The sequence below is a fragment of the Burkholderia puraquae genome (genome assembly GCF_002099195.1).
GTDB classification, from domain to species: Bacteria; Pseudomonadota; Gammaproteobacteria; order Burkholderiales; family Burkholderiaceae; genus Burkholderia; species Burkholderia puraquae.
The window spans coordinates 53,810-79,805 of record NZ_NBYX01000014.1; the positions used below are offsets into that span (position 1 = coordinate 53,810).

A 25,996-nucleotide genomic window follows, 5' to 3' on the forward strand; every position below is an offset into this window, starting at 1 on the left:
ATGCTGAATAGTGTTGCGAGCGCAATGGGTTGTTGCGTCGCGCATCGCGAAACGATCCGCGGGTGTCGAACACCGACGATTGAACGTGCGATGCCTTGCGCGGTTTTTGCGATCTGCATTTCAAGTGTCGGCGCCGCGGCGGCCTCGCCAGACCCGGCCATGCGGCGCCGATCAACTGGATTTCAACCCTCGCCGGCCTGCCACCCGAGCCCGAGGCTCTTCTGCAGTGACACGTAGTCCTTGATCAGTTCGGCCTGCCCGGCGATCACGTTCTGCTGCGCGGACAGCGCTTCGCGTTGCGTATCGAGCAGGTCGATCATCGATGCGACGCCCGCGCGATAGCGCTCGTCCATCAGCGACCGGGAATGCACGGCCGACGTCTGCACCTTGGTGAGCGCAACGACGTGTTCGCGCTGGTGCCCGTAGCGCTGCAATGCCGTGTTGGCATCCTGCAATGCAGCGAGCACTGCCTTCTGATAGTTCGCTTCCGCTTCGTCGCGCGATGCTTCGGCCGCACGCACCGCACCGCGCGTGCGCCCGAAGTCGAGGATGTTCCATTGCAGATACGGCGCGCCGACCCACGTGAAGTTCTGCTTGCGGAACAGATGGCCGGGATCCGACGCGCTGAAGCCGAGATCGCCGAGCAGCGTCACCTTCGGGAAATAGTCGGCGACATGCTCGCCGATCTGCGCATTGCTCGACGCAAGCCGGCGCTCGGCCGCACGAATATCGGGGCGTTGCTTGAGCAGCGCAGCCGGATCGCCGACCGCGACGCTGCCGGGTAGCGTCGGCAGCGGCGCGTCCGGTGTCGACAGCGCCGTGTCGAGCGCACCCGGCGGGCGGCCCGTCAGGATCGCGAGCCGGTCGAGCGACTCCGTCACCTGCGCGTCGAGCGGGATCAGCGACGCACGCGTGGTTTCGACCTGCGTGGTCAGGCGTTCGATATCCACGTCGGCCGAGATGCCACGCGCGCGACGCTGCTGCGTGAGTTCGAGCATCTGTTGCTGCAACTCGGCGGTGCGTCGCGACAGCGCAAGCCGCTGCTGGCGGTCGCGCAGGTCGACGTACGCGTTCGCGACTTCGGCCGCGATCGACACCTGCGTATCGGCGAGATCGGCGTCGACCGCCTCCGCTTGCGCGGACGCCGCTTCGACCGCGCGCCGCGTGCCGCCGAACAGGTCGATTTCCCAGGTTGCGTCGAAGCCTGCGGAATAGAGCTGCAGCGGGCCCGAGCCGCCCAGCGACGGCGAGGCACCGCCCGACTGGTTCGAGCCGTTCGGCGGCAGCAGCGAGCCGAGCGCGCTGACGTCCGGCTCGCGCATGCGGATGGCGGCGACGGTGGCCGACGATTTCGGCAGCTGCGCCGCGCGCTGTTGCGAGAGCTGCGCGCGCGATGCGCGCAAGCGTGCCTGCGCAGCATGCAGATCGGGGTTGTACACCAGCGCGGCGGTGATCAGGTCGTCGAGCTGGCGATCGTTCAGCGCGTGCCACCACGCGCTCGGCGCGGGCGCAGCGGCGTCGACGCCGGAGGCCGGTGCGCGCACGAAGGTCGGCGCATCCGGTGCGGCGGGCGCACCGCGGTAGTCGGGGCCGACCGTGCAGCCGGCGAGCAGGCACGCGGCGGCGCACAGCGTGAGCGCAGGGCGACGGGGCAGGGAGAAGGGTTTCATCGCGTAAGACGGTTCAGTGGCCGGACGACATCGGCTGCGGCCCGCGCGGCGTTCTCAGCAGCAGTGCGAGCGGCACGCAGGCGAGCAACGCCAGGCCCAGCAGATAGAAGGTTTCGGAATAGGTCATCACGACGGCCTGGATCTGGATCTGCTGCGCCAGCTGTCCGAGCGCGCGCATGTTCGAATAAGCGAGGTCGCCGGTGTGCGCGAACCAGTTGGCCGCATAGGCCGACAGCCGGTCCTGCCCGATCAGCGAGTTCGCCGTCACCGATTCGCGGAGCGCGGCCGTATGGAAGGTCGTGCGCCGGTCGATCACGGTGCCGATGATCGCGAGCCCGATCGAGCCGCCGAGATTGCGCGCCATGTTGTAGAGCCCGGCCGCATCGCCCGAGTCTTCGCGCGCGACGGCCGCCATCGATGCCTGGTTGAGCGGCATCATCGCGAGCATCTGCGCGACACCGCGAATCAGTTGCGACCAGACGAAGTCGTGGCCGACGCTCTGCGCGGTCAGGCTGATGTCGAGCATGCAGCTCAGGCAGAACAGCAGCAGCCCCGAGATCACGAGGATGCGGAAATCGACCTTGCCGAGCAGGCGCGGCAGGATCGGCATCACGAGAAAGGCGGGCAGCCCCGACAGCAGCATGATCGCACCCGCCTGTTCCGCGTTGTAGCCGGCGACGATCGCGAGGAACTGCGGCAGCAGGTAGGACACGCCGTACAGCCCGGCACCGACCGCGGACACGATCACGATCACGCTCGCGTAGCGCGGGTTGCGCATCAGTGAGAGCCGCATGATCGGCCGCTTCGCAAAGATCTGCGACAACGCGATCAGGATCATCCCGGCGAGCGACACGACGCTCAGCGTGACGATCGTCTGCGATTCGAACCAGCGTTCGCGCTGACCTTCCTCGAGCACGACGGTGAGCGAGCTCAGCCCGATCGCGAGGCCGAAGATCCCGAGCCAGTCGGCGTTGAAGAACGAACGCCATTGCGGGCGATCCGACGGCAGCCCGAACACCAGCAGCGCCATCAGCAGCAGGCACACGGGCAGGTTCAGGAAGAAGCACCAGCTCCAGTTCACGTTCTCCGCCAGCCAGCCGCCGAGCACGGGGCCGAACAGCGGCCCGAGCAGCACGATCAGGCCGAACAGCGTCATCCCGACCGGCAACTGCGACAGCGGCAGCCGCGTGCGGATGATGGTCTGCGCGGTCGGGATCAGCGCGCCGCCGGTGAAGCCCTGGCCGATCCGGCCGGCGATCATCATCGGCAGCGAGTGCGACCAGCCGCACATCATCGAGAACGCAATGAACAGTGCGGAGTTCGTCAGCAGGAAATTGCGCAGCCCGAACACGCGCGTGAGCCACGCGGCGAGCGGGATCATCACGATTTCCGACATCAGGTAGCCGGTCGAGATCCACGTGCCTTCGGTGCCCGTCGCGCCGATTTCTCCCTGGATCTGCGGCAGCGCGGAGTTCGTGATCGAGATGTCGAGCGTCGCCATCAGCGCGCCGAGCGCGCCGGCCGCGACCGCGATCCAGTCGGTCACGCTCGCGCGGCCCTCGTGCGGCGGCGCGGGCGTCGTGGCGGGCGTATCAGCCATGGTGCTGCTCGTCGCGGGCCGAACGCGTATCGACGTCGACCGTCACCGACAGCCCCGGCACCAGCATGTGCTGCGCGCGTGCATTCGCGGCGAGGCGGATGCGTACCGGCACGCGCTGGACGATCTTCGTGAAGTTGCCGGTCGCGTTCTCGGGCGGCAGCAGCGCGAACTGCGCGCCGGTGCCGGGTGCGAAGCTGTCGACGACGCCGGACAGCGCGCCGTCCGGCAGCGCGTCGACGTGCAGTTCGACGGGCTGGCCGATGCGCATGTTGGCGATCTGCGTTTCCTTGAAGTTCGCGACGAGGTAGATCGCGTCGACGGGCACGACGGTCAGCAGCCGTGTGCCGGGCTGTACGTACTGGCCGACGCGCACCGTGCGATCGCCGACGCGGCCGTCGAGCGTGCTGCGCACGACCGTATTGTCGAGGTCGAGCTGCGATTGCGCGGCGCTGGCCTGCGCGGCCTCGAGCTGCGCGCGCGCCTGCTGGAGCTGTGCGGTAAACGACGCGATCTGCGTGTGCGCAGCGGCGATCGACGCGTTGTTCGCGGCGAGCGTCGCAAGCGCCTGGTCGCGCGTGCTCTTCAGGTCGGCCACGCGTTCGTGGGTTTCGGCGCCGGTCGCCGCGAGCGGCGCATAACGCGTGTATTCGTCGCTCGCGTGCTGCGCATTGATTCGCGACACCTTCGCCTGTGCGTCGGCCTGCTCGAGATTCGCGTGCTGCTGGCTGATGTCGGCTTCGGCGCGGGCGATATCCGCGCGGCGGGCGTCGACGGTCGCGCGCGACTGCGCGAGCGCCACCTGATATGGACGGATGTCGAGCCGCACGAGCGGATCGCCGGCCTTCACAGCCTGGTTGTCGCGCACGTAGACGTCGGTCACGTAGCCGGCGACCTTCGGCGCGGCGGTCATGCTGTCCGCCTGCAGGTACGCGTCGTTGGTGCTTTCGATGAAGCGGCCGCTCGTCCACCATCGGCCGAGCCAGATGCTACCGCCGATGGCAGCGAGCACGGCGACGACGAGCAGGATGCGTCGCTTCGATCCGACGTTTCCGTTGCGTGGCGTTGTTCCGGTTTCCTGACGATTTGCTTTCTGTGGCGGGTCTTGCAGGGTCGACATGCTGACATCCAATTTATTCCGGGTGGAAGAATTATTCCAGTTGATAAAATTGTGTCAAGTAGAATGTCGATCGATCGAATGACGAGGAAGGCATGAACGAAGCGAAGAAGCTGCGCCGTACATCGGCGGGCGGCTACGCCCGCGGCGACGAAACGCGTCAGCGGATCATCGAGGCGGCGATCGAACTGTTCGGCGAACGCGGGTTCGCGGGGGCATCGACACGCGAGATCGCCGCGATGGCCGGCGTGAACGCACCGGCGCTCCAGTACTACTTCGAGAACAAGGAGGGCGTGTACCGCGCGTGCGTGGAGACGATCGCGGAGCACGGCTGGGAGGTGTTCGCACCGTCGGTCGGCCATGCGTGGGCGATGCTCGATGCGGACGCGGACGTCGACGTGCTGATCGACGCGTTCGTCGGGCTGCTGCGCGCGCTGTCGGACCGGATGTTCACGGCGCCGAAGACGATGAACCAGCGGATGTTCTTCGTGCGCGAGCAAGGCGGCCAGGAGCCGGCGAGCGCGAGCGAAATCCTGATGAAGCGCATGCGCAAGCCGCTCAACGACGTGAGCGCCGAGCTGATCGGCCGCATCTCGGGGCGGCCGGCCAACGATCCTGTCACGCGGCTGCGCGCGCTGAGCCTGTTCGGGCAGCTCACCGTGTTCCACATCGCGCAGCGATCGGCGCTTCAGTTGCTCGAATGGGATGCATTCGAAGACGAGCGTGCGGCACTCCTGATCGATACGATCGCCGACCAGACGCGTGTGCTGCTCGAGCAATGGCACGCGCAGCGCGACGCATTGGCTGCCGGTTCGAAAGCCGGCTCGAAGCGGAGGCAGGGCGCCGCGGCGAAAGGCACGGCGAAGGCGGGGGCGTCGAAGCCGGCCGCGAAAAGCGCGCGGCGCGTGAGCAAGCCGGCCGCGCGTTGAACGCGGCGCGCCGTCAGTCGCGGCCGGTCAACCCGGCTTGCGCGCCGGTTCCGCGGGCAACGGCGGCCGGGCCGTCGGTTGGGCGGCATGGCCGTTGGCACTGTTGGCACTGTTGTCGCCGTTGCTGCCGTTCTCGCCATTGACGGCAGGCTGCGATCCGTCCGCGTACGCGACGACGCTGCGCTGCGGATTGGCGATCCGGATGCCGCGTTCGCGGAACGTTTCCGCGATCCGCCGGTTGAATTCACGCTGCACGCTCCAGCGTGTCGAGTCCGTGCATTGCATCTGTCCGGCCAGCGCGAGCGTCGCGCCGTCGACCTGATCGATACCCCAGTAGCTGAAGTCCGACAGGATGCCGTCGCGGTACTTCGGATCGTCGCGCAACGCCGCGCCGATCTCCTTCAGCGTCGCGATCGCGCGGTCGATATCCTCGCCGTAGGCAATGCCGATCTTGACGGCCGCGTTGCCGAGCCCGCGATTCGTGTTGTTGACGGTCGTCACCGAGCTGAACGGGATCGTGTACAGCGACCCGTCGCCGGCACGCAGTCGCACGGTGCGGATCGACAGGTACTCGACCGTGCCCGACACGCCGGCGAGCGTGACCCAGTCGCCGACCTGCATCGCGTTTTCCATCAGCAGGAAGATCCCGGTAATGAAATCCTGCACGAGCTTCTGCGAGCCGAAGCCGAGCGCGACACCGAAGATGCTGGCGCCGGCAAGCAGCGGGCCGACGTTCACGCCGAGCTGGCTGAGCCCCGTCAGCACGACGACGAGCGCGATCATCACGAACAGCAGCGAGCGCAGCATCGGCAGCAGCGTACGCAGCCGCGCCGCGCGCACGAGATTGCCTTCGCGCGTCCATCGCTGCAGCCGGCGCTCGATCGCGATGTTCGCGGCTTCCCACACGATGAGCGCGACGATGGCCGCAATCGCGATGGTCACCAGCGCCGACGCGAGCCGATGGCCGATCGTGCCGGTTTCGAACGCGCGGAAGATCGGCACGCCCCAGATCTGCAGCAGCAGCACGACGGTCACGATGCCGATCGCAACCGACACGATCTGGCGCAGCAGCGGGTAGTAGCGGTACGCGTGCAGATGGACGAGCGTGCGGTCTTCGTCGCGGCCCTGGAACAGCCGCGCCAGCGCGCCGAACACGACGATCGACACCATCCGCATGCCGATCATCACGGCGATCGAGCGGCCGCCGAGCGTGATCAGCACGCGATAGCCGTTGTGGACGTCGAGCGCCCACACGAACCACAGCGCCATCACGATGAATACCGAGACGGGCGCCCATGCGTCCGCAAGCGCGTTGGCGACCATCGCGAAGGAAGGGCGGCCGTCGCCGGCCGCGCGGATCCGCGCGGCGACCGGCTGGCGGCACTGCAGGATCAGCGTCGAGACCATCAGGTGCGCGACGAGCGCGACGGCTTTCAGCAGTGCGACGTGACCGGCGTCGCTGAGGCCGAAGTTCGCGGCGATCTCGACAGTAGCCGTGCACGCGCCGACCACGATCACGATCCGCGCGATCGAGCGTTGCGCGAAGTCGGCCCACGTGTCGCTGATATGCAGCAACCGCAATTGCCGCGCATCGGGCTGGAAGAACAGCCGGCTGACGATCGTGACGAGCCGGCAGATCACGTAGATGTCGATCAGCGCTTCGAGCGCGGATTCGATCGGGGTGCCCGTATCGCCGATCACCGACATTGTCAGGCTGGCGACGCCGACGAACACGAGCAGCGGCACGGCACGCAGCGCGAGGCTGACGAGCGCGCGAGGCATCCGGTGCAGCAGCGTGGTGTGGCGGCGCGCATGGCCGTGGCCTTGCGACGATGCGGGCGCGGCGTCGGGGGCGCCGGGTGTGGCGGGGGTGTCCGGCGGCGCGTCGTCGTCGTCGGGCGTGACGGCGTCGGGCGCGGTGCGGCGTGACGTGTCGGCGCGCCGTGCGGCCACCGCAGCCAGCGCGCGTCGCAACAGCCGCTTCGCGAACCATTCGACGAGGAGTGCGGGCACGAGCACGGCGATGATGATCCAGAGCGCATGCGCAAGATCCGCGCGCGCGTCGGCGCGCACCAGCCGGTCATGCCACCAGCTTCCGACCGAGCCGACATCGAGCAGCGAGTGCAGCGATTCCTTCAGCGCCCCGCCGATTTCGGTGGTCCAGCGCGCCCCCTGCCGGACGAGCATCGACGCGAGCCCGTTCGACGTGAGCGCGGCCGGGGCCGCCGCCGCCGACGCGCCGCTGGCCGCAGCCGCATCGCTTGCCGCGACTGCGGGCGCGGCAAGCACGCCGACGGCCGCGATCGCACGCAGCGTCGTTTCGACCTGCGCGCGATCGCGCGGATTTTCGAGCACATTGAGTGCCTGCTGCGCCTGTTGCGGCGTCAGCGCGGGCACGGTGCCGGAAGCGGCCGACGCGGCGGCCGGGGCGGGAGCGGCCGCGTGGGCGGCCGAGACGACGGCGGCAAGCAGCCAGCCGAGGAGGAAATGTCGCATGGAGTAGGCATGCGGGCGCGCATCGGCCCGCCAGGCTGAACGATGGACGGAAGTTAACATGATCGCGAGCGGAACCGAATAGTTCCATCGACGATTATTCGAATCGGGCATACACGACGCGGCGCGGGCGTTTGCGGCGCGCCTGCGCGGTCATGTGCCTGACGCGGACTGCAGGCAGCCAGACCGGCGGGGGTGTCCCAATCACCGGAATGTAAGGGATTTGTAACGGCTGCTCGTCGACAACGGCGGGCAACGCACGTGCTGCACCGCATCGAAATAATCTGGAATCCTGCTGAATCACGCTCGCCCGTCGTGAAAAACCGGCAGGACGTGTTCCGCGATTTCTTCGATGACTTCGCGCACGGGCCGGTCCGAGCCCGGATTCAGCGTGACGTGATGCGTGCCCGCCGCGCGCATGTCCTGCAGGATGTCGATCAATGCGCGGCGTCCGGTTGCATAGCCGAGCGGCAATGCGGCGGCCGGCGCATCGGGAGCCGCGACGAGGTCGAGCCGCATCGACACACCGAACGCGCGAAAGGCGGGCGACGCGAGCCGGTCGACCGCCGCGCGCCACATCGAATAGCGTGCGCGCTGCGTGTCCGGATCGCGGTGGTACGTCATCCAGCCGATCGAGTGACGCGCGATCCAGTCGACGCTTTGCCCGCCCGAGCCGACTGCCAGCATCGGCACCGCGTCGGCGCCGCGCGGCAGCAGCATGAATTCGGGCGCATCGGGCGGCGTTTCGTCGGGTAGCACGCGCGATGGCGCGCCGAGCGCGGCCGCGACGACGTCCCAGTGCGCGCGGTACCGGTCGCGCCGCGTCTCCGCATCGACGCCGAACGCCGCGTATTCGGGCGGCCGGTCGCCGGAACCGAGCCCGAGGATGAAGCGTCCGCCCGACAGCGTCGCGACCGACAGCGCGCCTTTCGCGATATGCAGCGGATGACGCAGCGGCAGCACGATCGCGCCGCTGGCGAGCGCGATCCGGCGCGTGTGTGACGCCAGTGCGCCGAGCAGCACCCACGGGTCGAGGTGACCGACCGGGTCGGGGTAGTCGGCGCTGTTCAGCGGCACGTCGCGAATCCACAGCGCGCGAAAGCCGAGCGTGTCGGCCAGCGCCGCGAGTTCGAGCTGCTCGTCGAAGTCGGCGACGATATGGCCGGTGCGAAGCAGCGGAAGCGTGAGGCCGATCGACAGCTGCCCGGCCGAAAAGACGCGATGCGCGACGTCGAGGCGGGCAGGGGCGGGCAGGGTCATGTCGAATCCTTGGAAGCGGTGCAATGCGAACGCGCGACGTTGCGTGTCCGAATGCTAGCGTGTTTGCTCGCCGGTTGCGCGGCACGGCATGCGCGGTGACCGATCGAGCGCGACCGGTCGACGTCGACGCAACGCGGGCCATGCAGGCAGCGGGCCGGGCATAATCGGTGCCTTCCGTCATTGAAACCAACGAACCCGAATGAACGCGCATCGACACGGGGTAATCGGTCTGGCGGCGAGCGTGATGCTCTTTGCCGTTGCGTCCGCCGCGCTTGCGGACGAAGCAGCGCGCACCGCGATCTGCAAGACTGCCGAGCAAACGGGCTACACGGCCGACATCCGCAATTGCCTCCAGCTGAAATACGACGCGGCCGACAAACAGTTGAATTCCGTCTACCAGACGAAGATGGCGAGCCTGGATGCGCAGGGCAAGACGAGGTTGCGCAACGACGAGCGCCGCTGGCTCAAGGTGCGGGATGCCACCTGCGCCGAATCGCGGCAGCCCGACGCGGGCGGCACGCTCGGGCTCGTGGAGGTTGACAGTTGCTTCGTCAACGAAACCGAGCGGCGCGTCAAGGTTATCGAAGCCTTTCGTTGAGGTGTCGCGCCGGCCGCGGCGCTATGCCACCCGCAGCGTCGTGCCGCGCAGCGTGAGGCCAAGGCGCGATGCCACGCGTTGTGACGCGCGGTTGTCGCGGTCTGTGCTGTAGAACAGCGTGCGTGTTTGAAGCGACGGCAGCCGCGACCACGCTGCGGTCACCGCCGCCGCGAGGCCACGCCCCCGAAATGCAGGGGCCGTCGCGAGACCGAGTTCGGCGCCGACCTCGGATAGCCGCGCGGCGAACGCGACCGATGCGACTTCTCCGTCGACGACGGCCGCGCACCACGGTGCCCACAGATCGGCGACGCTCCGAAATCCCATCGAGAACAGGCCTTCGGGCATTCCGTGCGTAGACAGCGCATGCAGCAGATGCCGGCCTGCGTCGCTGTCGCCGTCGATCAACGCGACGCGCGCATCGGTGTCGAAACCGCGTGCGTGCGGCAGCGCGAAGACGAGGCCGATGTTCCAGTGCGGAACCGGGGCGAGCAACGTGAGATAGCGCTCGAGATGTGCGGGCTGCATGCGGTCCGCCAGCGGCGGTTCGCTGGCGGCCAGGCGCGCCAGTTCATCTGCGACAGGGGGCGGCACGTCGGCGCGTACGCCCGCCAGGTTGCCGTCCGCGCATCTGCCGAGCCAGAAGCGCGGCCCGGGCGAGCAGTCGGGATCGTTCTCGCGTTCGATCCGGCGATCCGGATGCAACCGGAACAGCGTGCGGTAGTCGATATCCAGCCAGGCGTGTGCGTCAGGCATGCGTCGGTCAGGTGGCTCCGGTCAGGTGGCGGCGGGCCGGGCGAGGCAGGCCAGGGCCGGCCCGCGATGCGGCACTGTGGGGCGATTGTAAGCCGACAGGCGATCGCGCGCAGATGCGACGCCGCGGTGTCGGCGCGGGCCGGGCCGGCGCGGTGTGACAGCACGCCCGGCCACGGTCGCCGGCCCGGAAGGCGTTTCAGTTTCGAAACGTTCGCGCTTTTTGCCGGTGCACGATTCGCATCGATCGCCCCGCATCGGCCCGCGTGGCCTTGCGGCGTGAAGCATGGTGCGCTCCTTGCATATGTGTATGGGCCGTGAGCGCGGTTGCGGACGCAGTCGGTTTGGCGATCGCTTCAGTGGGTCGGACGTATCGGAGACGGGGACAAGAGAATGAAAACAGACCGAATCGCAACGTGTCGTGTTGCAAACATGAATCGCCGACCTGCCAGGGTGTTCGCTTCGCCGTTGATCGAGGCGACGTGAGCGCGCGGCTTTCCGTTCCATCCGAGCAATCGGGTTTGTTCTGAACGACGACGTGCAGGTGTGACGCACGAGGCCGACCGGTGCCGGTCGGCCGTCGGGGATGAACCGTGAATGCCTGCGGATGGCGCGGCCCGGATCCCGGATCGTCATGCTGCCGCGCGCAACGCGAGTCGTCGCGCTGCGCAGGCGTTCGTGCGCCGCGCATTGCGTCGGCGCGGCGGATCCGAACCGGATCGCACCGGAAAGACGGCAGCGCATCGATGTGTTCGGCATCGCGGAATACGTGTAGTCCAGGGGAAGCGTTCGCCGGTCGCAGCAGGGCGGGCGCCGCGAAATTGTGCTGTCAGTTGATCCACTACCCCGATGGATCAATTGTTGAAGCGCCCATCGCCGAGTGGCGGATGGGCGTCTTTTTTTGTGCGCCGGTTTGCGACGCGAGCCTTCGGCCCGATCGCGCGGCGTTCTGTATCATGTGCTGGCGTGCCTGGCCGCCCGTGCGGGCGCACGGCTTGCCGGCGCGCCCGATCACGCGTTGCCAACATGAACGACAAAGCCCTGCACGACCTCTCAACCGCCGGCGTCGATCCGGCCGCACTCGATGCGCTGCATACGTTCGTCGAGCGCCATCCGCGCCTGCTGGTGCTGACCGGCGCGGGCATCAGCACCGACTCCGGCATTCCCGGCTATCGCGACCGCAACGGCCAATGGATGCGCTCGCCGCCGATCCAGCTCCACGAATTCCTCGGCTCCGATGCCGCGCGGCGGCGCTACTGGGCGCGCAGCATGATCGGCTGGCCCGTCGTCGGCCGCGCGCAGCCGAACGGGTCGCACGTCGCGCTGGCGCGGCTCGGCAGCGCGGGACGGATCGAGCGTCTCGTCACGCAGAACGTCGACGGCCTGCACCAGCGCGCGGGCAGCGGCGACGTGATCGAGCTGCACGGCGGAATCGACGGCGTCACATGCCTCGGCTGCGGTGCGCATCATGCGCGCGCGCGGATCCAGGTCATGCTCGAGGCCGACAATCCCGAATTGCTGGGCGCGCAGGCCGAGCCGGCCGCGGATGGCGACGCGCACCTCGAATGGGCCGCGCTCGACACGTTCCGCATCCCGGCGTGCCCCGCGTGCGGCGGGCTGCTGAAGCCGGCCGTCGTGTTCTTCGGCGAAAACGTGCCGCGCGAGCGCGTGGCGCTCGCGTCGCAGGCGCTCGACGCAGCCGATGCGCTGCTCGTCGTCGGCTCGTCGCTGATGGTGTATTCCGGCTACCGCTTCTGCGTGTGGGCGCAGGCGCAGCACAAGCCGGTCGCCGCGCTCAATCTCGGCCATACGCGGGCCGATCCGATGCTGACGCTGAAGGTCGAGGCGCGCTGCGCACCCGCGCTCGACGCGCTGACGGCGCGGCTGGGCCTCGCGGGCCACGCACCGGAGCAGGCATCGTGACCGGCCCGACCTCGTCGCCCGATCCGTCCGCACGGCTGTCGGCACCGGCGGCCGAACGCAATCGCGGGCCGATCCTCGACGTCTTGCGCCGCGTGTTGCCGGCGAGCGGCCGCGTGCTCGAAATCGCGAGCGGCACGGGCCAGCACGTCGTCCACTTCGCGCAGGCGCTGCCGGGCCTGCACTGGCAACCGAGCGATCCCGATGCGCAGGCGCGGCGCTCGATCGCCGCGTGGGTTGCCCATGCGGGACTCGCCAACGTTGCCGGGCCGCTCGCGTTCGACGTGCGCGACGCGTCGTGGCCGGTCGACACGCTCGACGCGATCGTCTGCATCAACATGATTCACATCTCGCCGTGGGCCTGCACCGACGCGCTGTTCGCGGGCGCGGCGCGCCTGCTGCGGCCGGGTGGCGTGCTGTTCCTGTACGGGCCGTATCGCCGCGAGGGCCGGCATACGGCGCCGTCGAACGAAGCATTCGACCTGCAGTTGCGCAGCCGCGACCCGTCGTGGGGCGTGCGCGATCTCGAGACCGTCGTCGCGCTGGGCCTCGATCGCGGGCTCGACTGCATCGAGGTGGTCGAGATGCCGGCGAACAACCTGAGCGTCGTGTTCCGGCGGCTGCCGCACGCGGAGCAGTGACACGGAAGCGCGCAGCGCTGCCGGGTTTCCACTATCCTTTCGCCTGTGCGCGACCCGGCTCGGGTCGCGCCCCGTTTTTTCCGGAGAATTGACTAATGGGCAAACAAGCAATCGGTGTGATCGGGCTCGCGGTGATGGGCCGCAATCTCGCACTCAATATCGAGAGCCGCGGTTACGCGGTGTCGGTGTACAACCGCAGCCGCGAGAAAACCGACGAACTGATCGCCGAATTCCCCGGCCGCAATCTGGTGCCGACCTATACGCTCGAGGAGTTCGTCGCGTCGCTCGAAACGCCGCGCCGGATCCTGATGATGGTGAAGGCCGGCGACGCGACCGATGCGACGATCGCGTCGCTCAAGCCGCTGCTGGAGAAGGGCGACGTGCTGATCGACGGTGGCAATACGCACTTCACCGACACGATCCGCCGCAACCAGGAGCTCGCCCAATCGGGCCTGCACTTCATCGGCACCGGTGTGTCGGGCGGCGAAGAGGGCGCGCTGCGCGGCCCGTCGATCATGCCCGGCGGCCAGCGTGACGCGTACGACCTCGTCGAGCCGATCCTCAAGCAGATCGCAGCCAAGGCGCCGTCGGACGGCGAGCCGTGCGTCGCGTACATGGGCCCGGACGGCGCGGGCCATTACGTGAAGATGGTCCACAACGGCATCGAATACGGCGACATGCAGCTGATCGCCGAAAGCTATGCGGTGCTGAAGGACGTCGCGGGCCTGACCAACGACGAACTCGGCGCGGTGTACACCGAGTGGAATCAGGGCGAACTCGACAGCTACCTGATGGAGATCACGTCAAAGATCTTCGGCAAGAAGGACGAGGAAACCGGCAAGCACCTGGTCGACGTGATCCTCGATCGCGCCGCTCAGAAGGGCACCGGCAAGTGGACGAGCCAGAACGCGCTGGATCTCGGCGTGCCGCTGCCGCTGATCACCGAATCGGTGTTCGCGCGCGTGCTGTCGTCGCTGAAGACCGAGCGCGTCGCGGCCAGCAAGGTCCTGCCGGGCCCGGCCGCCACGCCGTTCGACGGCGATCGCGCCGCGTTCATCGAAGCGGTGCGCCGCGCGCTGTACCTGAGCAAGGTGATCTCGTACGCGCAGGGCTTCGCGCAACTGCGCACGGCGTCGGAAGAATACGGCTGGAACCTCGATCTCGGGACGATCGCGAAGATCTTCCGCGCGGGCTGCATCATCCGCGCGCGTTTCCTGCAGAAGATCACGGACGCGTACGCGAAGGATTCGGCGCTCGCGAACCTGCTGCTCGACCCGTACTTCAAGGACATCGCCGCGAATTACCAGGCGTCGCTGCGCGACGTCGTGGTCGCCGCGGTGAAGGCCGGCGTACCGGTACCGGCGTTCGCGTCGGCGGTCGCGTACTTCGACAGCTATCGTTCCGAGCGGCTGCCGGCGAACCTCGTGCAGGCGCAGCGAGACTTCTTCGGCGCGCACACGTTCGAGCGCACCGACAAGCCGGGCAGCTTCCACGCGAACTGGTCGTAACCGGCGGGTGGGGGCAGCATTGTTGCGAAAATCTATTCTTTGAATAGGGTTTTTCTATCCCGGATGCCGGCATTGTTGGCTCCGGGGAAACAGTGTTTTCGCTGTTTCATGGTTTTCCCTAGGGGACGCCGGGACTAAACTCTGTTCCATCGCTGCAGACATGGTGTGTGCGGCGGAGCAAAAAAATCCCGGAGGTAATCATGAAATCGCTGATCGCAACGTTCGCCGCAGCTGCCGTCCTCGCCGTTCCCGTCGTCTCGTTCGCCCAACAGAATGCGCCCGTCACCCGTGCACAGGTGAAGGCCGATCTGGTCGCCGTCCAACAGGCCGGCTACAAGCTGGGCAGCGACCGTACGAACTACCCGGAAGGTATCCAGGCTGCTGAAGCCCGCCTGAACCCGCAACTGAACGTCGCCGCTGCCGACACGACGGGCTATGGCGCACAACCGGCTGCCGCGCAAGAATCCGGCGTACCGGCCAAGGCCAAGACCGGCTGGCAAGTCAAGCGCATCGCTGACGACGCTCCGATCTACAAGGGTCGTTAATGGTGCGGCCGCCTTGGCGGCTTGATCCGACCCCTGAAGTACAAACAGCCCGTCGTTCCGTCATGCGGAACGGCGGGCTGTTTTCATTGGCGGCGCGTATAACGCGCCAGCCGTCGGTTCAGTGCAGCGGGCGCCTGCCGCGCCCGATATCCCGGAACAGCGCTTCGGCCGGTTCCAGCACCTGCAGCCACGTTTCGTCGTAGCCGCTCAGCGTGTCGAGCGCCTCGCGCAGCCGCTCGATCGCGAGGACCGGCAACTCGACGCTGTGGCGCGTGGCGCCGGTCATGTGCGCGACGCTCGCCAGCTGGACGAGCGCATCGGCTGCTTCCGCGACATCGGTCGCAAACAGAAGGTGCCGGTTGAGCAATTCGACCAGGCCGCTGGAGCCGGAGAAATCGTCGGCGTTGAGCTGCACGGAAAGAAACGTCGCGTTGTTCATTGTCATGCTCCTCGTTGTCGTTGGATCGCGCAGTGCATCACCGAGTATAGGTGGCGATCGAAGGGGAGAATGTGACGGGATCGATACCGGCCTGCGAGGGCGGCGCGGCACGCGGAAGAACCGCGGCTGGCCGGCCCGGCGGCCCGCGCGGCACGGCTTGCAGGCCGCCGGCACATCGGTGCGACGCCGCAAGATTGTTGCCGGATCGGGCACCTGACGCGGCCTTGACCGCCACAAATGGTATCTTTGCCGATTGGACGACGCGAAAAAGGGGCCGGTGAGCCCATTCGCGCCGACGTTCCACTGTGGAAACTGAAGGCCGCGAGAGCGGTCGGATACTGATTGGTCCGGCCGTCCGGCCGGACATCGTGCGTCGCGCACCGGGGGGCGGTGGGCGGCGCAACGACGCAAATCCGGGAGGACCCTTGAGAGAAACTATTCCCATCCACGATGCGCTGACGCGCTGGCTGCCGCAGGCGGCGCTCGTTGCCGCGGCCATCGCGCTGACGGGCTGCACGATGACGCCGTGGACCGACAGCTGGCAGCCGGCGCGTCAGTCGGCACCCACATCGGCCGCGACGCCGGGCGTGATCGCCGGCTATTACCGCGTGAATCCGGGCGATACGCTCGCGGGCGTCGCGAACGCCTACGGGCAGCGCGTCCAGGACGTGGCCAGCTGGAACCACATGGCGCCGACCGATGCCGTGTATCCCGGCCAGGTGCTGCGCGTTGCACCGCCACCTGCCGCGACGTCGCTCGGGCAGCCGCCCGCGGCGGCCGCGCAGCCGGGTTCGCTCGCATGGCCGGCCACCGGCGTCGTGGCGGCGCCGTTCTCGGCCGGCAAGGCGCGCGGCCTCGTGATCGCTGCGTCCGGGCCCGACCATTCGGTGCGGGCCGCGGCTGCAGGGCGCGTGGTTTACGCCGGTTCCGGCGTCAAGGCCTACGGCCCGCTCGTGATCCTGAAGCATGAGAACGGACTCATCACGGCCTACGGACACAATGGCAAACTGCTCGTCAACGAAGGCGACGCGGTGCGCCAGGGCCAGCCGGTCGCCGAAATGGGCACCGACGCGAGCGGTCGTTCGACGTTCGAGTTCGAAGTCCGCCAGAACGGCAAGGTCGTCGATCCGATGAACTTCCTGCCGCGCAACGGCGGCTGACGACCCGCATCACCCCGTGTGCGCCGGGCGGCGCACACGCTCCCGCCTTCATCCTTTCTTGAGCGTTACCGCGCCGGACTGTCTCGCGTGATTGCCGAGCCAGCGAATGCCCAGTGCGAGCGCCGCCGCGCCGAGTGCGATCAGTGAACACTGGATGGCGACCGGCAGGTAGCCATTCGGTCTCGGATCGACGAACGGGTAGGGATACCAGTTCTCCAGCGCGCCGCGCACCAGCGTATAGCCGAGATAGACGACCGGAAAGCCGAGCCACGCGAACGCGCTGCGCCGTGGGATCGGCAAGCGCGGCTCCACGTACAGCCAGTCGCACAGCACGACGAGCGGCACGATCCGGTGCAGCACCCAGTTGTTGAACGCCGGCGTGACGTGGCGCAGCGCATCGAGCCGCGCGAGCAGGAGTTCGTAGACGATCGCGGTGATCAGTACGTACAGCACCGCGGCGCCGCGCATCGATTCGTAGCGGGCCGAGCCGGGGCGCGTGATGCGCGAGAGCCCCACGGCGAGCATCGCGGCCGCGTAGAGGCTGCTCAGTTGCGTGAAGTAGCTGAGGTAGTTGCCGAGATGAAAGCCCGGCAGGTGCCAGTAGTCGGCGACGCTGTGCAGCGTGGTGGATACCGCGAGCAACGCGGCGATCAGCCGATAGGCCGCAACGAAGAACGCCTTGCTCATGATGCCCGCGCGCCGTCGCACCAAAGCTCCATCGTGCCACAGCCGTCCGGGCGCGCGATGCGGACTTTCCATATGGCGCGCCGCGCGGCGTGCGTGGACGATTCGTCGGATATTTGCGCGCGTCGTGCAAAACCGGGCGCCCGTGCGGCTACAATCGGGGCAGCTTTCCGGGCGCGGGCCGATTGCCGCATGCGCCCATCCCCGCATACAACACGAGACGACGCATGAGAAACATCCTCGCGAAACAGACGCGCTACAGCTCGCCCGCGATCTTCTTCCACTGGGCCGTGTTCCTGCTGGTGGCGCTGGCCTACCTGGCCATCGAGATCCGCGGGCCGAAAGGCAGCGACAGCCGGGTATTCTGGATGAACGTGCATCTCGCCGCGGGCACGCTCGTGCTCGTGCTGTCGGTGCTGCGCGTGCTGTGGCGAGTCGTCAGCCGCGTGCCGGAGGCCATTGCTCAAGCGGTGCTGCTGCGCTGGCTCTCGAAGCTCGCGCATGTCGCGCTCTACGTGTTCATCATTGCGCAGCCGCTGCTCGGCATCATGATGATCAACCTGGGCGGCAAGCCGGTGTCGCTCGACTGGCTCGGCGTGTCGTTCACGCTGTTCGGCCCCGACAAGGCGCTGCGGCCGACGATCAAGGAAGCGCACGAACTGATCGGCAACGCGTTCTACTTCGTGATCGGCCTGCACGCGCTGGCCGCGCTCTACCATCATTTCATCCGGCGCGACGACGTGCTGCGGCGCATGGCGCCCTGATCGCACGTTCCTGAATCATGCAGCAGGCGGGGGCGCATGGTTGTGTTGACAACCATGCGCCCCCGGTCCGTTTACCGCCATCTGCGCTGGTCATCGCGGTAAACATTCTGTAACATCTCGGCTGTTTTTACATTCTGCTTACTCGTTGCCGAGCATGCTGCACCGACATCGTCACCTGACCGCCTGGCTTGGCGTGCTCGCGATCTGGTTCGCGATCACGGCGCCGCTGGTGTCGCAGTGGCGCGTCGCGCAGGCGGCCACGCCCGACGCAATTGTCTGCAGTACCGAGCATCGCGCACATCAGTCGCCCGATGCGAGCCGCATGCACGATCATGCGCTGCATATCGATGCGTGCGGCTACTGCGGTTTCTTCGCACACAGCCCCGCGATCGGCGGGCCTGCCGCCGCAGCACTCGCTTCCGTTCCCGTCGTTTCCGTTTCCGCCGTCGCGCCGCCTGCCGTCGCGGCGCGTGCCGACCGCTATCCGCGCGCGTATCCACGCGCCCCGCCCGAGCGCGCCTGACGCGCTGTTTCCGTTCTTTTCACCGCCAATATCCGTGCGGCCCGTCGAGGCCGCGTGGAGGGCGTCACTCGGGCTTTCGATCATGACCATTTTCCAGTTGCGTGCGCCGCGGGCGTCACGCAATGCCTGTGCGCGGCGCATGCCGCGCGTGCTGAAACTCACCGTTCCCGCGCTCGCAGCCGGCGCGCTGGCCGCGAGCGCCGCGGCCGCCGAAACGGCGCGCGTGGCCGGCGCGCCGGCCGACGATACGGCCGCGCCGCTGCCGGCCATCGAAGTCGTCGCCTCGCCGCTGTCGACGCCGCTCGTCGTCGTCACGGATCCGAAGACGCCGCGCCAGCCGCTGCCCGCCAGCGACGGCGCGGATTACCTGAAGACGATCCCCGGTTTCACGTCGATCCGCAGTGGCGGCACCAACGGCGACCTCGTGCTGCGCGGGATGTTCGGCTCGCGGCTGAACATCCTGGCGAACGGGATGTCGACGCTCGGCGCATGTCCGGGCCGGATGGATGCGCCGACGTCGTACATTGCGCCGGAAAGCTATGACAAGGTCACGGTCGTGAAGGGGCCGCAGACCGTGCTGTACGGTCCCGGCGCGTCGGCCGGCACCGTGATGTTCGAGCGCGTGACGCCGCGCTTCGACAAGCCCGGCATGCGCTTCGCGGGCAGCCTTGTCGGCGGGTCGTTCGGCCGCAACGACCAGAACATCGACGTGACGGCCGGCACGCCGGACGTCTATGGCCGCGTGACCGCGAACCACGCGCATTCGCAGGACTACAAGGACGGCAACGGCAACACCGTGCCGTCGCAGTGGGACAAGTGGAACGCCGATGCGGCGCTGGGCTGGACGCCGGACGACCACACGCGCGTCGAGCTGACCGCCGGCACCGGCGACGGCTATGCGCGCTACGCGGGGCGCGGAATGGACGGCGCACATTTTCGCCGCGAGACGTTCGGCCTGTCGTTCGACAAGAAGCATCTCGGCGACGTGCTCGACCGGATCGAGGCGCGCGTGTACTACAACGAAGCCGATCACGTGATGGACAACTACACGTTGCGGCAACCGGACCCGACCAGCAGCATGCCGATGCGGATGGCGTCGGAAGTGCGGCGCCGCACGTTCGGCGCGCGCGCGGCCGCGACGTTCCGTTTTGCCGACGATTTCAAGCTCGTGGCGGGCATGGACGCGCAATCGAACCGGCTCGACTCGCGCTCGGCGATGGGGCGGCTGAACTACGGCGACAAGCCGTGGGATGCACAGGCGACGATGTGGAACGCGGGTGTGTTCGGCGAACTGACGTGGTACGCGAGCGACGTGTCGCGCGTGATCGGCGGCGCGCGCATCGACTATGCGAGCGCACGCGACAAGCGCGCGACGACGAGCGGCATGATGAAGCGCAAGCCCAATCCGACCTTCGACGACGATCGCACGCGCTTGCTGCCTAGCGGCTTCATTCGCTACGAGCGCGATCTCGCGTCACTGCCGGTCACGTGGTACGCGGGGATCGGCCATACGGAACGCTCTCCCGACTACTGGGAGCTGTTTTCCGCGAAGCGCGGGCCGGCCGGGTCGGTCAATGCGTTTTCGGCGGTGCAGCCGGAGAAGACCACGCAGGTCGACATCGGCGCGCAATACAAGAGCGACCGGCTCGATGCATGGGTGTCGGCCTACGCGGGCTACGTGCAGGACTTCATCCTGTTCAACTATTCGGCCGGCATGATGGGCCCGACGACGCAGGCGGCCAACGTCAATGCGCAGATCATGGGTGGCGAAGCGGGCGTGTCGTGGAAACCGGTTTCGCCGCTGCGCGTCGACACGTCGCTCGCATATGCGTGGGGGCGAAACGTGGCAAGCGGCGATCCGCTGCCGCAGATGCCGCCGCTCGAGGCGCGCATCGGGCTCGAATACACGCGTGGCGCGTGGTCGGCGGGGGGGCTGTGGCGCATCGTTGCGCCGCAGCATCGCTATGCACTGAACGAAGGCAACGTGGTCGGCAAGGACTTCGGCCCGAGCGCCGGATTCGGTGTGCTCTCGCTGCATACGCAATACAACATCAGCAAGAGCGTGCAGATCTCGGTCGGCGTCGACAACGTGCTGAACAAGGCTTACACCGAGCACCTGAACCTCGCCGGCAATGCGGGCTTCGGCTATCCGGCGAACTCGCCGGTGATGGAGCCCGGCCGGACTGCATGGGTGCGCGTGAGCGCGAAGCTGTAACGCGACGCGCGTGTGCGTTGCAGCATGCGCACGCATGAACGCGGCCCCGCCTGAACGGGCGGGGCGCGTCAACCGATTAGAGAACCGTATCTAGTCAGGGCGCAAACGTTCGCGACTCGTGATTCACTCCCGCATTCGACGCACACAGTGGTCGCGATGTTTGCGACGCATAGTGTGTGTCGATCCGGCTTCATTCGCACCGGCAGCACAATAATCAGGAGAACATGCATGGCCAAAACGATGCGTTCCAGGGTGGTGGCAGGGGCAGTGGCATGCGCGATGAGCATCGCGCCGTTCGCGGGGGCGACCGCCGTGATGACGATTGCGACGACGCACGCGGCAGTGGCGGCGCCCGCGCCCGCCGACAAATACGCGGCGACGCGTTATCCGATCATCCTCGTGCACGGGCTCACGGGTACCGACAAGTACGCCGGCGTGCTCGAGTATTGGTACGGCATCCAGGAAGACCTGCAGCAGAACGGTGCGACCGTCTACGTCGCGAACCTGTCGGGTTTCCAGAGCGACGACGGCCCGAACGGGCGCGGCGAACAGTTGCTCGCTTACGTGAAGACGGTGCTCGCGGCGACGGGCGCGACCAAGGTCAATCTCGTCGGCCACAGCCAGGGCGGCCTCACGTCGCGCTATGTTGCGGCCGTCGCACCCGATCTCGTCGCGTCGGTGACGACGATCGGCACGCCGCATCGCGGCTCCGAGTTCGCCGACTTCGTGCAGAACGTGCTTGCGTACGATCCGACCGGGCTATCGTCATCGGTGATCGCCGCGTTCGTCAATGTATTCGGAATCCTGACGAGCAGCACCCACAACACGAACCAGGACGCGCTCGCCGCACTGCAGACGCTGACGACCGCACGGGCCGCCACGTACAACCAGAACTACCCGAGCGCGGGCCTGGGCGCGCCGGGCAGTTGCCAGACCGGTGCGCCGACCGAAACCGTCGGCGGCAACACGCATCTGCTGTACTCGTGGGCCGGCACGGCGATCCAGCCGACGCTCTCGCTGCTCGGCGTCACGGGTGCGACCGACACGAGCACCATTCCGCTCGTCGATCCGGCGAACGCACTCGATCTGTCGACGCTCGCGCTGTTCGGCACGGGCACGGTGATGATCAACCGCGGCTCCGGGCAGAACGACGGGCTCGTGTCGAAGTGCAGTGCGCTGTACGGCAAGGTGCTGAGCACGAGCTACAAGTGGAACCATATCGACGAAATCAACCAGTTGCTCGGCGTACGCGGTGCGTATGCGGAAGATCCGGTCGCGGTGATCCGCACGCATGCGAACCGTCTGAAGCTGGCGGGCGTGTAATCGATGGCAGAACGTGAAGGGCGCGCGCCGCTGGCGCGGCGCGCCATGGCCTACGGTGTCGTGGGGCTGGCGGCGATCGCCGGCGTGGCGATGTGGAGCGGCGCGGGCTGGCATCGCGGGACGGGCACTGCCGGCGAGTCGCCGGATGTGTCGGTGGCGGGCGGATTGGCTGCCGCACCGCCGCAGGCCGCGGTGCCGGCGAGCGCGGGCCTGCCGCCGTCACTCGCCGGCTCCAGCGCACCACGGCTACCGCTCGACGCCGGCGGCCATCTCGCGAAGTCGCGCGCAGTGCGCGATTTCTTCGACTACTGCCTGACCGCGCAGAGCGACCTGAGCGCGGCCGCGCTCGATGCGTTCGTCGTGCGCGAGGTTGCCGGCCAGCTCGACGGCACCATGGCGCAGGCCGAGGCGCTGGACGTGTGGCACCGGTATCGCGCGTATCTCGACGCACTCGCGAAACTGCGCGATGCCGGCGCGGTCGACAAGTCCGACCTGGGCGCGCTGCAACTCGCGCTCGACCAGCGCGCGTCGATCGCGTACCGCACGCTCGGCGACTGGAGCCAGCCGTTCTTCGGTGCGGAGCAGTGGCGGCAGCGCTACGACCTCGCGCGGCTGAAGATCGCGCAGGATCCCACGCTGACGGACGCGCAGAAGTCCGAACGGCTCGCGGCGCTCGAACAGCAGATGCCGGCCGACGAACGTGCCGCGCAGCAGCGCATCGACCAGCAGCGCGCGGCGATCGACCAGATTGCGCAATTGCAGAAGAGCGGGGCGACGCCCGATGCGATGCGCGCGCAACTGACGCAGACGCTCGGCACCGAAGCCGCCGCGCGCGTCGCGCAGATGCAGCAGGACGACGCGTCGTGGCAGAGCCGCTACGCGGACTATGCGGCGCAGCGTGCGCAGATCGAGTCGGCCGGGCTGTCGCCGCAGGATCGCAACGCGCAGATCGCCGCGCTGCGGCAGCGCGTGTTCACGAAGCCCGGCGAAGCCGTGCGCGCGGCATCGCTCGATCGCGGGGCGGGCAGCGCGCGGTAACGCGAGCAGCGCGGCGCATGAGCGCTGCTAGGCCGCGCGCGTGAGATCCCGCGGCAGGTGTCGCTCGATGGTATTCGCGAGCGTGTCGAACGCGGGCCCGATGCCTTCGTGCGCGACGCATGCGTAGCCGAGCAGCAGGCCGCGCTGCGCGGTGTCGAGGTTGCTGTAGTAGCTGGTGAGCGGGCGCACGATCACGCCCGCGTCGAACGCGCTCTGCGTGACCGCGCGATCGTCGCAGGCGTCGGGCAGGCCGAGCACGAGATGCAGGCCTGCCTCGTCGCCCATCACGGGCAGCGCATCGCCGAAGCGCGCGCGGATCGCGTCGATCATCAGTTGCCGGCGTTCGCCGTACAGCGTGCGCATTCGTCTGACGTGCGAAGTCAGGTGGCCGTCCATGATGAATTCGGCGAGCACGGCCTGCTGCATCAGCTGGCCCTCGCGGTACAGCTCCGACAACCCGGTGCGGAAGGTATCGACCAGATGCTCGGGCACGACCATGTAGCCCATCCGCAGCCCCGGGTACAGCATCTTGCCGAGGCTGCCGACGTAGATCACGCGGCCGCCGTCGTCGAGCCCCTGCAGCGATGCGAGCGGGCGGCTGCCGTAGCGGAACTCGCTGTCGTAGTCGTCCTCGATGATCCAGCAGCGGTGCTGGCGCGCATATTCGAGCAGCATCCGGCGCCGCGCGAGGCTCATCACCATCCCGAGCGGGTACTGATGCGAAGGCGTGACGAGCACGAGCCGCGGCGGATGCTGCAGGTCGCTGGCACGCGGGTCGAGCCCCTCCTGGTCGACCGGTACCGGCGTCAGTGTGAGACCGGCTGCCTGCAATACGCTGCGCACGCCCCAGTAGCACGGTTCCTCGACCCACGCGCGATCGCCGATGTCGGACAGCAGCCGCACCGCGAGATCGATCGACTGGTGGATGCCCGTCGTGATGATCACCTGGTCCGGCGAACATTTGACCGAGCGCGCGACGCGCAGGTAATCGGCGAGCGCGCGCCGTAACGGCCGGTAGCCGCCGCCCGGCGCATAGGTCAGCAGCTCGGGGTTCGCTTCCTTCCACAGCCGCGCCTGCAGGCGGCTCCACGTCCGGCTCGGGAATTCCGACACGTCCGGCACGCCCGGCATGAACGCGCCCCATTGGCGCCGCGACACGCCCGCATGCTCGATCAGTTGCCGGCCGCGCATCGACAGGCCGCCCTGTGCGCCCGGCAGCGGCGGTTCATCGGCGCTCGACGGCGGCGGCGTGGCGCCCGGCACACGGATCGCGGCGGCATCCGGCCGCGTGTCGGCCACATAGGTGCCGCTGCCGGTGGTCGTCAGCACGTAGCCTTCGGCCGTCAGCTGGTCGTACACGTGCAGCACGGTATTGCGCGCGATCGACAGGTCGGCCGCGAGCGTGCGCGTACTCGGCAGTTTGGTTCCTGGCCCCAATTCCCCGGTCAGGATGGCTTGCTGCATCTGCTGCAGCAACTGCCGGTACATCGGCTCGGGCGAATTGCGGTCGAGGCGGGCAGAGAGCCAGTCGGCGAGGATCACGGTATCCAAAGTGGTCCTACTAGTAATATTGAAATGGTTCCCTATTGTAGAACCGTGCGCGCCGTATAGTGGCTCGCATCTCAAAATCAATTGTCGCGAAGCAAGGGGACAGCCACGATGAAGTCCGATGATGTGATCGTCAGCTTTCGCGGCGTGCGGAAGACCTACGACGGCGAAACGCTGGTCGTCAAATCGCTCGACCTCGATATCCACCGCGGTGAATTCCTGACGCTGCTCGGGCCGTCGGGCTCGGGCAAGACCACCTGCCTGATGATGCTGGCCGGCTTCGAATTCCCGACCGGCGGCGAGATCCGCCTCGACGGCGAGCTGCTGAACAACGTGCCGCCGCACAAGCGCAACATCGGCATGGTGTTCCAGAACTACGCGCTGTTTCCGCACCTGACGGTCGAGCAGAACGTCGCGTATCCGCTGACCGTGCGCAAGCTGCCGGCGGCCGAGCGCGCGGAACGCGTCGCGCATGCGCTGAAGATGGTGCAGATGGAGCGCTTCGCGAAGCGCTATCCGGCGCAGTTGTCCGGTGGCCAGCAGCAGCGCATCGCGCTGGCGCGCGCGCTCGTGTTCGAGCCGAAGCTCGTGCTGATGGACGAGCCGCTCGGCGCGCTCGACAAGCAGCTGCGCGAACACATGCAGTACGAACTGAAGGCGCTGCACGAAAAGCTCGGCGTGACCTTCGTGTACGTGACGCACGACCAGGGCGAGGCGCTGACGATGTCCGATCGCGTCGCCGTGTTCGACAAGGGCATCGTGCAGCAGCTCGACACCGTCGACCGCCTGTACGAATCGCCATGCAACGAATTCGTCGCGAACTTCATCGGCGACAGCAACCGGCTGCGCGGCACCATCGCGCGCGTCGACGGTGAGTTCTGCGAGTTCCGGCTCGACGACGGCACGAAACTCGTCGGTCGCCGTATCGGCGAGGCCGCAGAAGGCGCGCCGGCCGTTGCGTGCATCCGCCCCGAACGCATGAGCCTCGCCGCGCACGGTGCGAACGGGCAGACGGATGGCCACGCCAATGGTCAGACGAACGGCGCGGCCGCGAACCGCTTGAGCGGCGAGGCGCGCAGCCTCATCTATTTCGGCGATCACGTGCGCATGCGCTGCGCGCTACCCGGCCAGGACGAATGTTTCGTGAAGGTGCCGCTCGGCACCGGCGCGCTCGATGCATTCTCGCCCGGTGCGCCGGTCGCGCTCGCGTTCGCGCCCGAACACCTGCGCGTGTTCGCTTGAGCAGGGTTTTCCCGATTTTCCGCAGCACGTCG

At 67.8% G+C, this 25,996-nt stretch carries 22 protein-coding genes; 13 read left to right on the forward strand and 9 right to left on the reverse strand.

From position 1 onward, the window contains the following. Window positions 1-182: 182 nt before the first annotated feature. Genes B7G54_RS24655 through B7G54_RS24665 form a run of 3 tightly spaced genes read right to left on the reverse strand, consistent with a single transcriptional unit; the run spans window position 183 to window position 4,387 of the window. Entirely contained in the window at window positions 183-1,670 is a 1,488-nt protein-coding gene (locus B7G54_RS24655; RefSeq protein ID WP_085041445.1) for an efflux transporter outer membrane subunit, read from the reverse strand. A 13-nt stretch (window positions 1,671-1,683) separates the two neighbouring features. Beyond that, window positions 1,684-3,270 carry an MDR family MFS transporter gene (locus B7G54_RS24660; RefSeq protein ID WP_085041446.1) on the reverse strand — a complete coding sequence of 529 codons (1,587 nt, stop codon included), beginning with the start codon at window positions 3,268-3,270 and terminating at the stop codon, window positions 1,684-1,686. Beyond that, on the reverse strand, window positions 3,263-4,387 hold the full coding sequence (locus tag B7G54_RS24665; protein ID WP_085041447.1) for an HlyD family secretion protein: 1,125 nt from the start codon (window positions 4,385-4,387) through the stop codon (window positions 3,263-3,265). Before B7G54_RS24665 ends, B7G54_RS24660 begins: the two co-directional genes overlap by 8 nt. Before the next feature lie 92 nt (window positions 4,388-4,479). Between B7G54_RS24665 and B7G54_RS24670 the strand changes: the two genes are divergently transcribed. Further along, window positions 4,480-5,313: a CerR family C-terminal domain-containing protein gene (locus tag B7G54_RS24670; protein WP_085041448.1), complete on the forward strand. Its 834-nt coding sequence runs from the start codon at window positions 4,480-4,482 to the stop codon at window positions 5,311-5,313. A 27-nt stretch (window positions 5,314-5,340) separates the two neighbouring features. On the opposite strand, the gene B7G54_RS24675 is transcribed toward B7G54_RS24670, so the two are convergent. Continuing rightward, window positions 5,341-7,809 carry a mechanosensitive ion channel domain-containing protein gene (locus B7G54_RS24675; protein WP_085041449.1) on the reverse strand — a complete coding sequence of 823 codons (2,469 nt, stop codon included), beginning with the start codon at window positions 7,807-7,809 and terminating at the stop codon, window positions 5,341-5,343. A 297-nt stretch (window positions 7,810-8,106) separates the two neighbouring features. Beyond that, on the reverse strand, window positions 8,107-9,066 hold the full coding sequence (locus B7G54_RS24680) for an LLM class oxidoreductase (RefSeq protein WP_085041450.1): 960 nt from the start codon (window positions 9,064-9,066) through the stop codon (window positions 8,107-8,109). 199 nt (window positions 9,067-9,265) lie between these two features. Here B7G54_RS24680 and B7G54_RS24685 point away from each other — a divergent pair, with 199 nt between their 5' ends. Further along, window positions 9,266-9,664, forward strand: coding sequence for a lysozyme inhibitor LprI family protein (locus B7G54_RS24685; RefSeq protein ID WP_085041451.1), 399 nt, complete (start codon window positions 9,266-9,268; stop codon window positions 9,662-9,664). 21 nt (window positions 9,665-9,685) lie between these two features. Here B7G54_RS24685 and B7G54_RS24690 read toward each other — a convergent pair whose 3' ends face one another. Then, window positions 9,686-10,417 carry a GNAT family N-acetyltransferase gene (locus B7G54_RS24690; protein ID WP_085041452.1) on the reverse strand — a complete coding sequence of 244 codons (732 nt, stop codon included), beginning with the start codon at window positions 10,415-10,417 and terminating at the stop codon, window positions 9,686-9,688. Window positions 10,418-11,440: 1,023 nt separating this feature from the next. Between B7G54_RS24690 and B7G54_RS24700 the strand changes: the two genes are divergently transcribed. The 4 genes from B7G54_RS24700 to B7G54_RS24715 all read left to right on the forward strand — a co-directional run bounded on the left by B7G54_RS24700 (window position 11,441) and on the right by B7G54_RS24715 (window position 15,028). Further along, on the forward strand, window positions 11,441-12,337 hold the full coding sequence (locus B7G54_RS24700; protein WP_085041453.1) for an NAD-dependent protein deacetylase: 897 nt from the start codon (window positions 11,441-11,443) through the stop codon (window positions 12,335-12,337). Beyond that, window positions 12,334-12,975, forward strand: a complete 642-nt coding sequence (locus tag B7G54_RS24705; RefSeq protein WP_085041454.1) for a DUF938 domain-containing protein — start codon at window positions 12,334-12,336, stop codon at window positions 12,973-12,975. The genes B7G54_RS24700 and B7G54_RS24705 overlap by 4 nt, the downstream gene beginning before the upstream one ends. A 95-nt stretch (window positions 12,976-13,070) precedes the next feature. Then, window positions 13,071-14,483 carry an NADP-dependent phosphogluconate dehydrogenase gene (gndA, locus tag B7G54_RS24710; RefSeq protein ID WP_085041455.1) on the forward strand — a complete coding sequence of 471 codons (1,413 nt, stop codon included), beginning with the start codon at window positions 13,071-13,073 and terminating at the stop codon, window positions 14,481-14,483. Between the two features lie 200 nt (window positions 14,484-14,683). Further along, the gene (locus B7G54_RS24715; protein WP_085041456.1) at window positions 14,684-15,028 is read left to right on the forward strand and encodes a DUF4148 domain-containing protein; all 345 of its coding nucleotides are present in this window, start codon (window positions 14,684-14,686) and stop codon (window positions 15,026-15,028) included. A 118-nt stretch (window positions 15,029-15,146) separates the two neighbouring features. Here the strand turns inward: B7G54_RS24715 and B7G54_RS24720 are convergent, their stop codons facing one another. Beyond that, window positions 15,147-15,467: a hypothetical protein gene (locus tag B7G54_RS24720; protein WP_069259497.1), complete on the reverse strand. Its 321-nt coding sequence runs from the start codon at window positions 15,465-15,467 to the stop codon at window positions 15,147-15,149. A gap of 425 nt (window positions 15,468-15,892) precedes the next feature. Between B7G54_RS24720 and B7G54_RS24725 the strand changes: the two genes are divergently transcribed. Next, complete coding sequence (locus B7G54_RS24725; RefSeq protein WP_085041457.1) at window positions 15,893-16,627, forward strand: peptidoglycan DD-metalloendopeptidase family protein; 735 nt, start codon at window positions 15,893-15,895, stop codon at window positions 16,625-16,627. Between the two features lie 48 nt (window positions 16,628-16,675). Here B7G54_RS24725 and B7G54_RS24730 read toward each other — a convergent pair whose 3' ends face one another. Then, the gene (locus B7G54_RS24730) at window positions 16,676-17,314 is read right to left on the reverse strand and encodes a Pr6Pr family membrane protein (RefSeq protein WP_085041458.1); all 639 of its coding nucleotides are present in this window, start codon (window positions 17,312-17,314) and stop codon (window positions 16,676-16,678) included. Between the two features lie 224 nt (window positions 17,315-17,538). Between B7G54_RS24730 and B7G54_RS24735 the strand changes: the two genes are divergently transcribed. The 5 genes from B7G54_RS24735 (at window position 17,539) to B7G54_RS24760 (ending at window position 23,174) form a co-directional block, all read left to right on the forward strand. Next, on the forward strand, window positions 17,539-18,075 hold the full coding sequence (locus B7G54_RS24735) for a cytochrome b (protein ID WP_085041459.1): 537 nt from the start codon (window positions 17,539-17,541) through the stop codon (window positions 18,073-18,075). 154 nt (window positions 18,076-18,229) lie between these two features. Next, on the forward strand, window positions 18,230-18,598 hold the full coding sequence (locus tag B7G54_RS24740; protein ID WP_085041460.1) for a DUF2946 domain-containing protein: 369 nt from the start codon (window positions 18,230-18,232) through the stop codon (window positions 18,596-18,598). An 82-nt stretch (window positions 18,599-18,680) separates the two neighbouring features. Next, window positions 18,681-20,813 (forward strand): TonB-dependent copper receptor, encoded by a 2,133-nt coding sequence (locus tag B7G54_RS24750; RefSeq protein ID WP_085041461.1) that lies wholly within the window; start codon window positions 18,681-18,683, stop codon window positions 20,811-20,813. Window positions 20,814-21,041: 228 nt separating this feature from the next. Next, entirely contained in the window at window positions 21,042-22,136 is a 1,095-nt protein-coding gene (locus B7G54_RS24755; RefSeq protein ID WP_085041462.1) for a triacylglycerol lipase, read from the forward strand. A gap of 3 nt (window positions 22,137-22,139) precedes the next feature. Continuing rightward, window positions 22,140-23,174 (forward strand): lipase secretion chaperone, encoded by a 1,035-nt coding sequence (locus B7G54_RS24760; RefSeq protein ID WP_085041463.1) that lies wholly within the window; start codon window positions 22,140-22,142, stop codon window positions 23,172-23,174. A gap of 27 nt (window positions 23,175-23,201) precedes the next feature. Here B7G54_RS24760 and pdxR read toward each other — a convergent pair whose 3' ends face one another. Then, entirely contained in the window at window positions 23,202-24,725 is a 1,524-nt protein-coding gene (pdxR, locus tag B7G54_RS24765; RefSeq protein WP_085041464.1) for a MocR-like pyridoxine biosynthesis transcription factor PdxR, read from the reverse strand. A 108-nt stretch (window positions 24,726-24,833) separates the two neighbouring features. Here pdxR and B7G54_RS24770 point away from each other — a divergent pair, with 108 nt between their 5' ends. After that, window positions 24,834-25,964 (forward strand): ABC transporter ATP-binding protein, encoded by a 1,131-nt coding sequence (locus B7G54_RS24770; protein ID WP_085041465.1) that lies wholly within the window; start codon window positions 24,834-24,836, stop codon window positions 25,962-25,964. Window positions 25,965-25,996 lie beyond the last annotated feature (32 nt).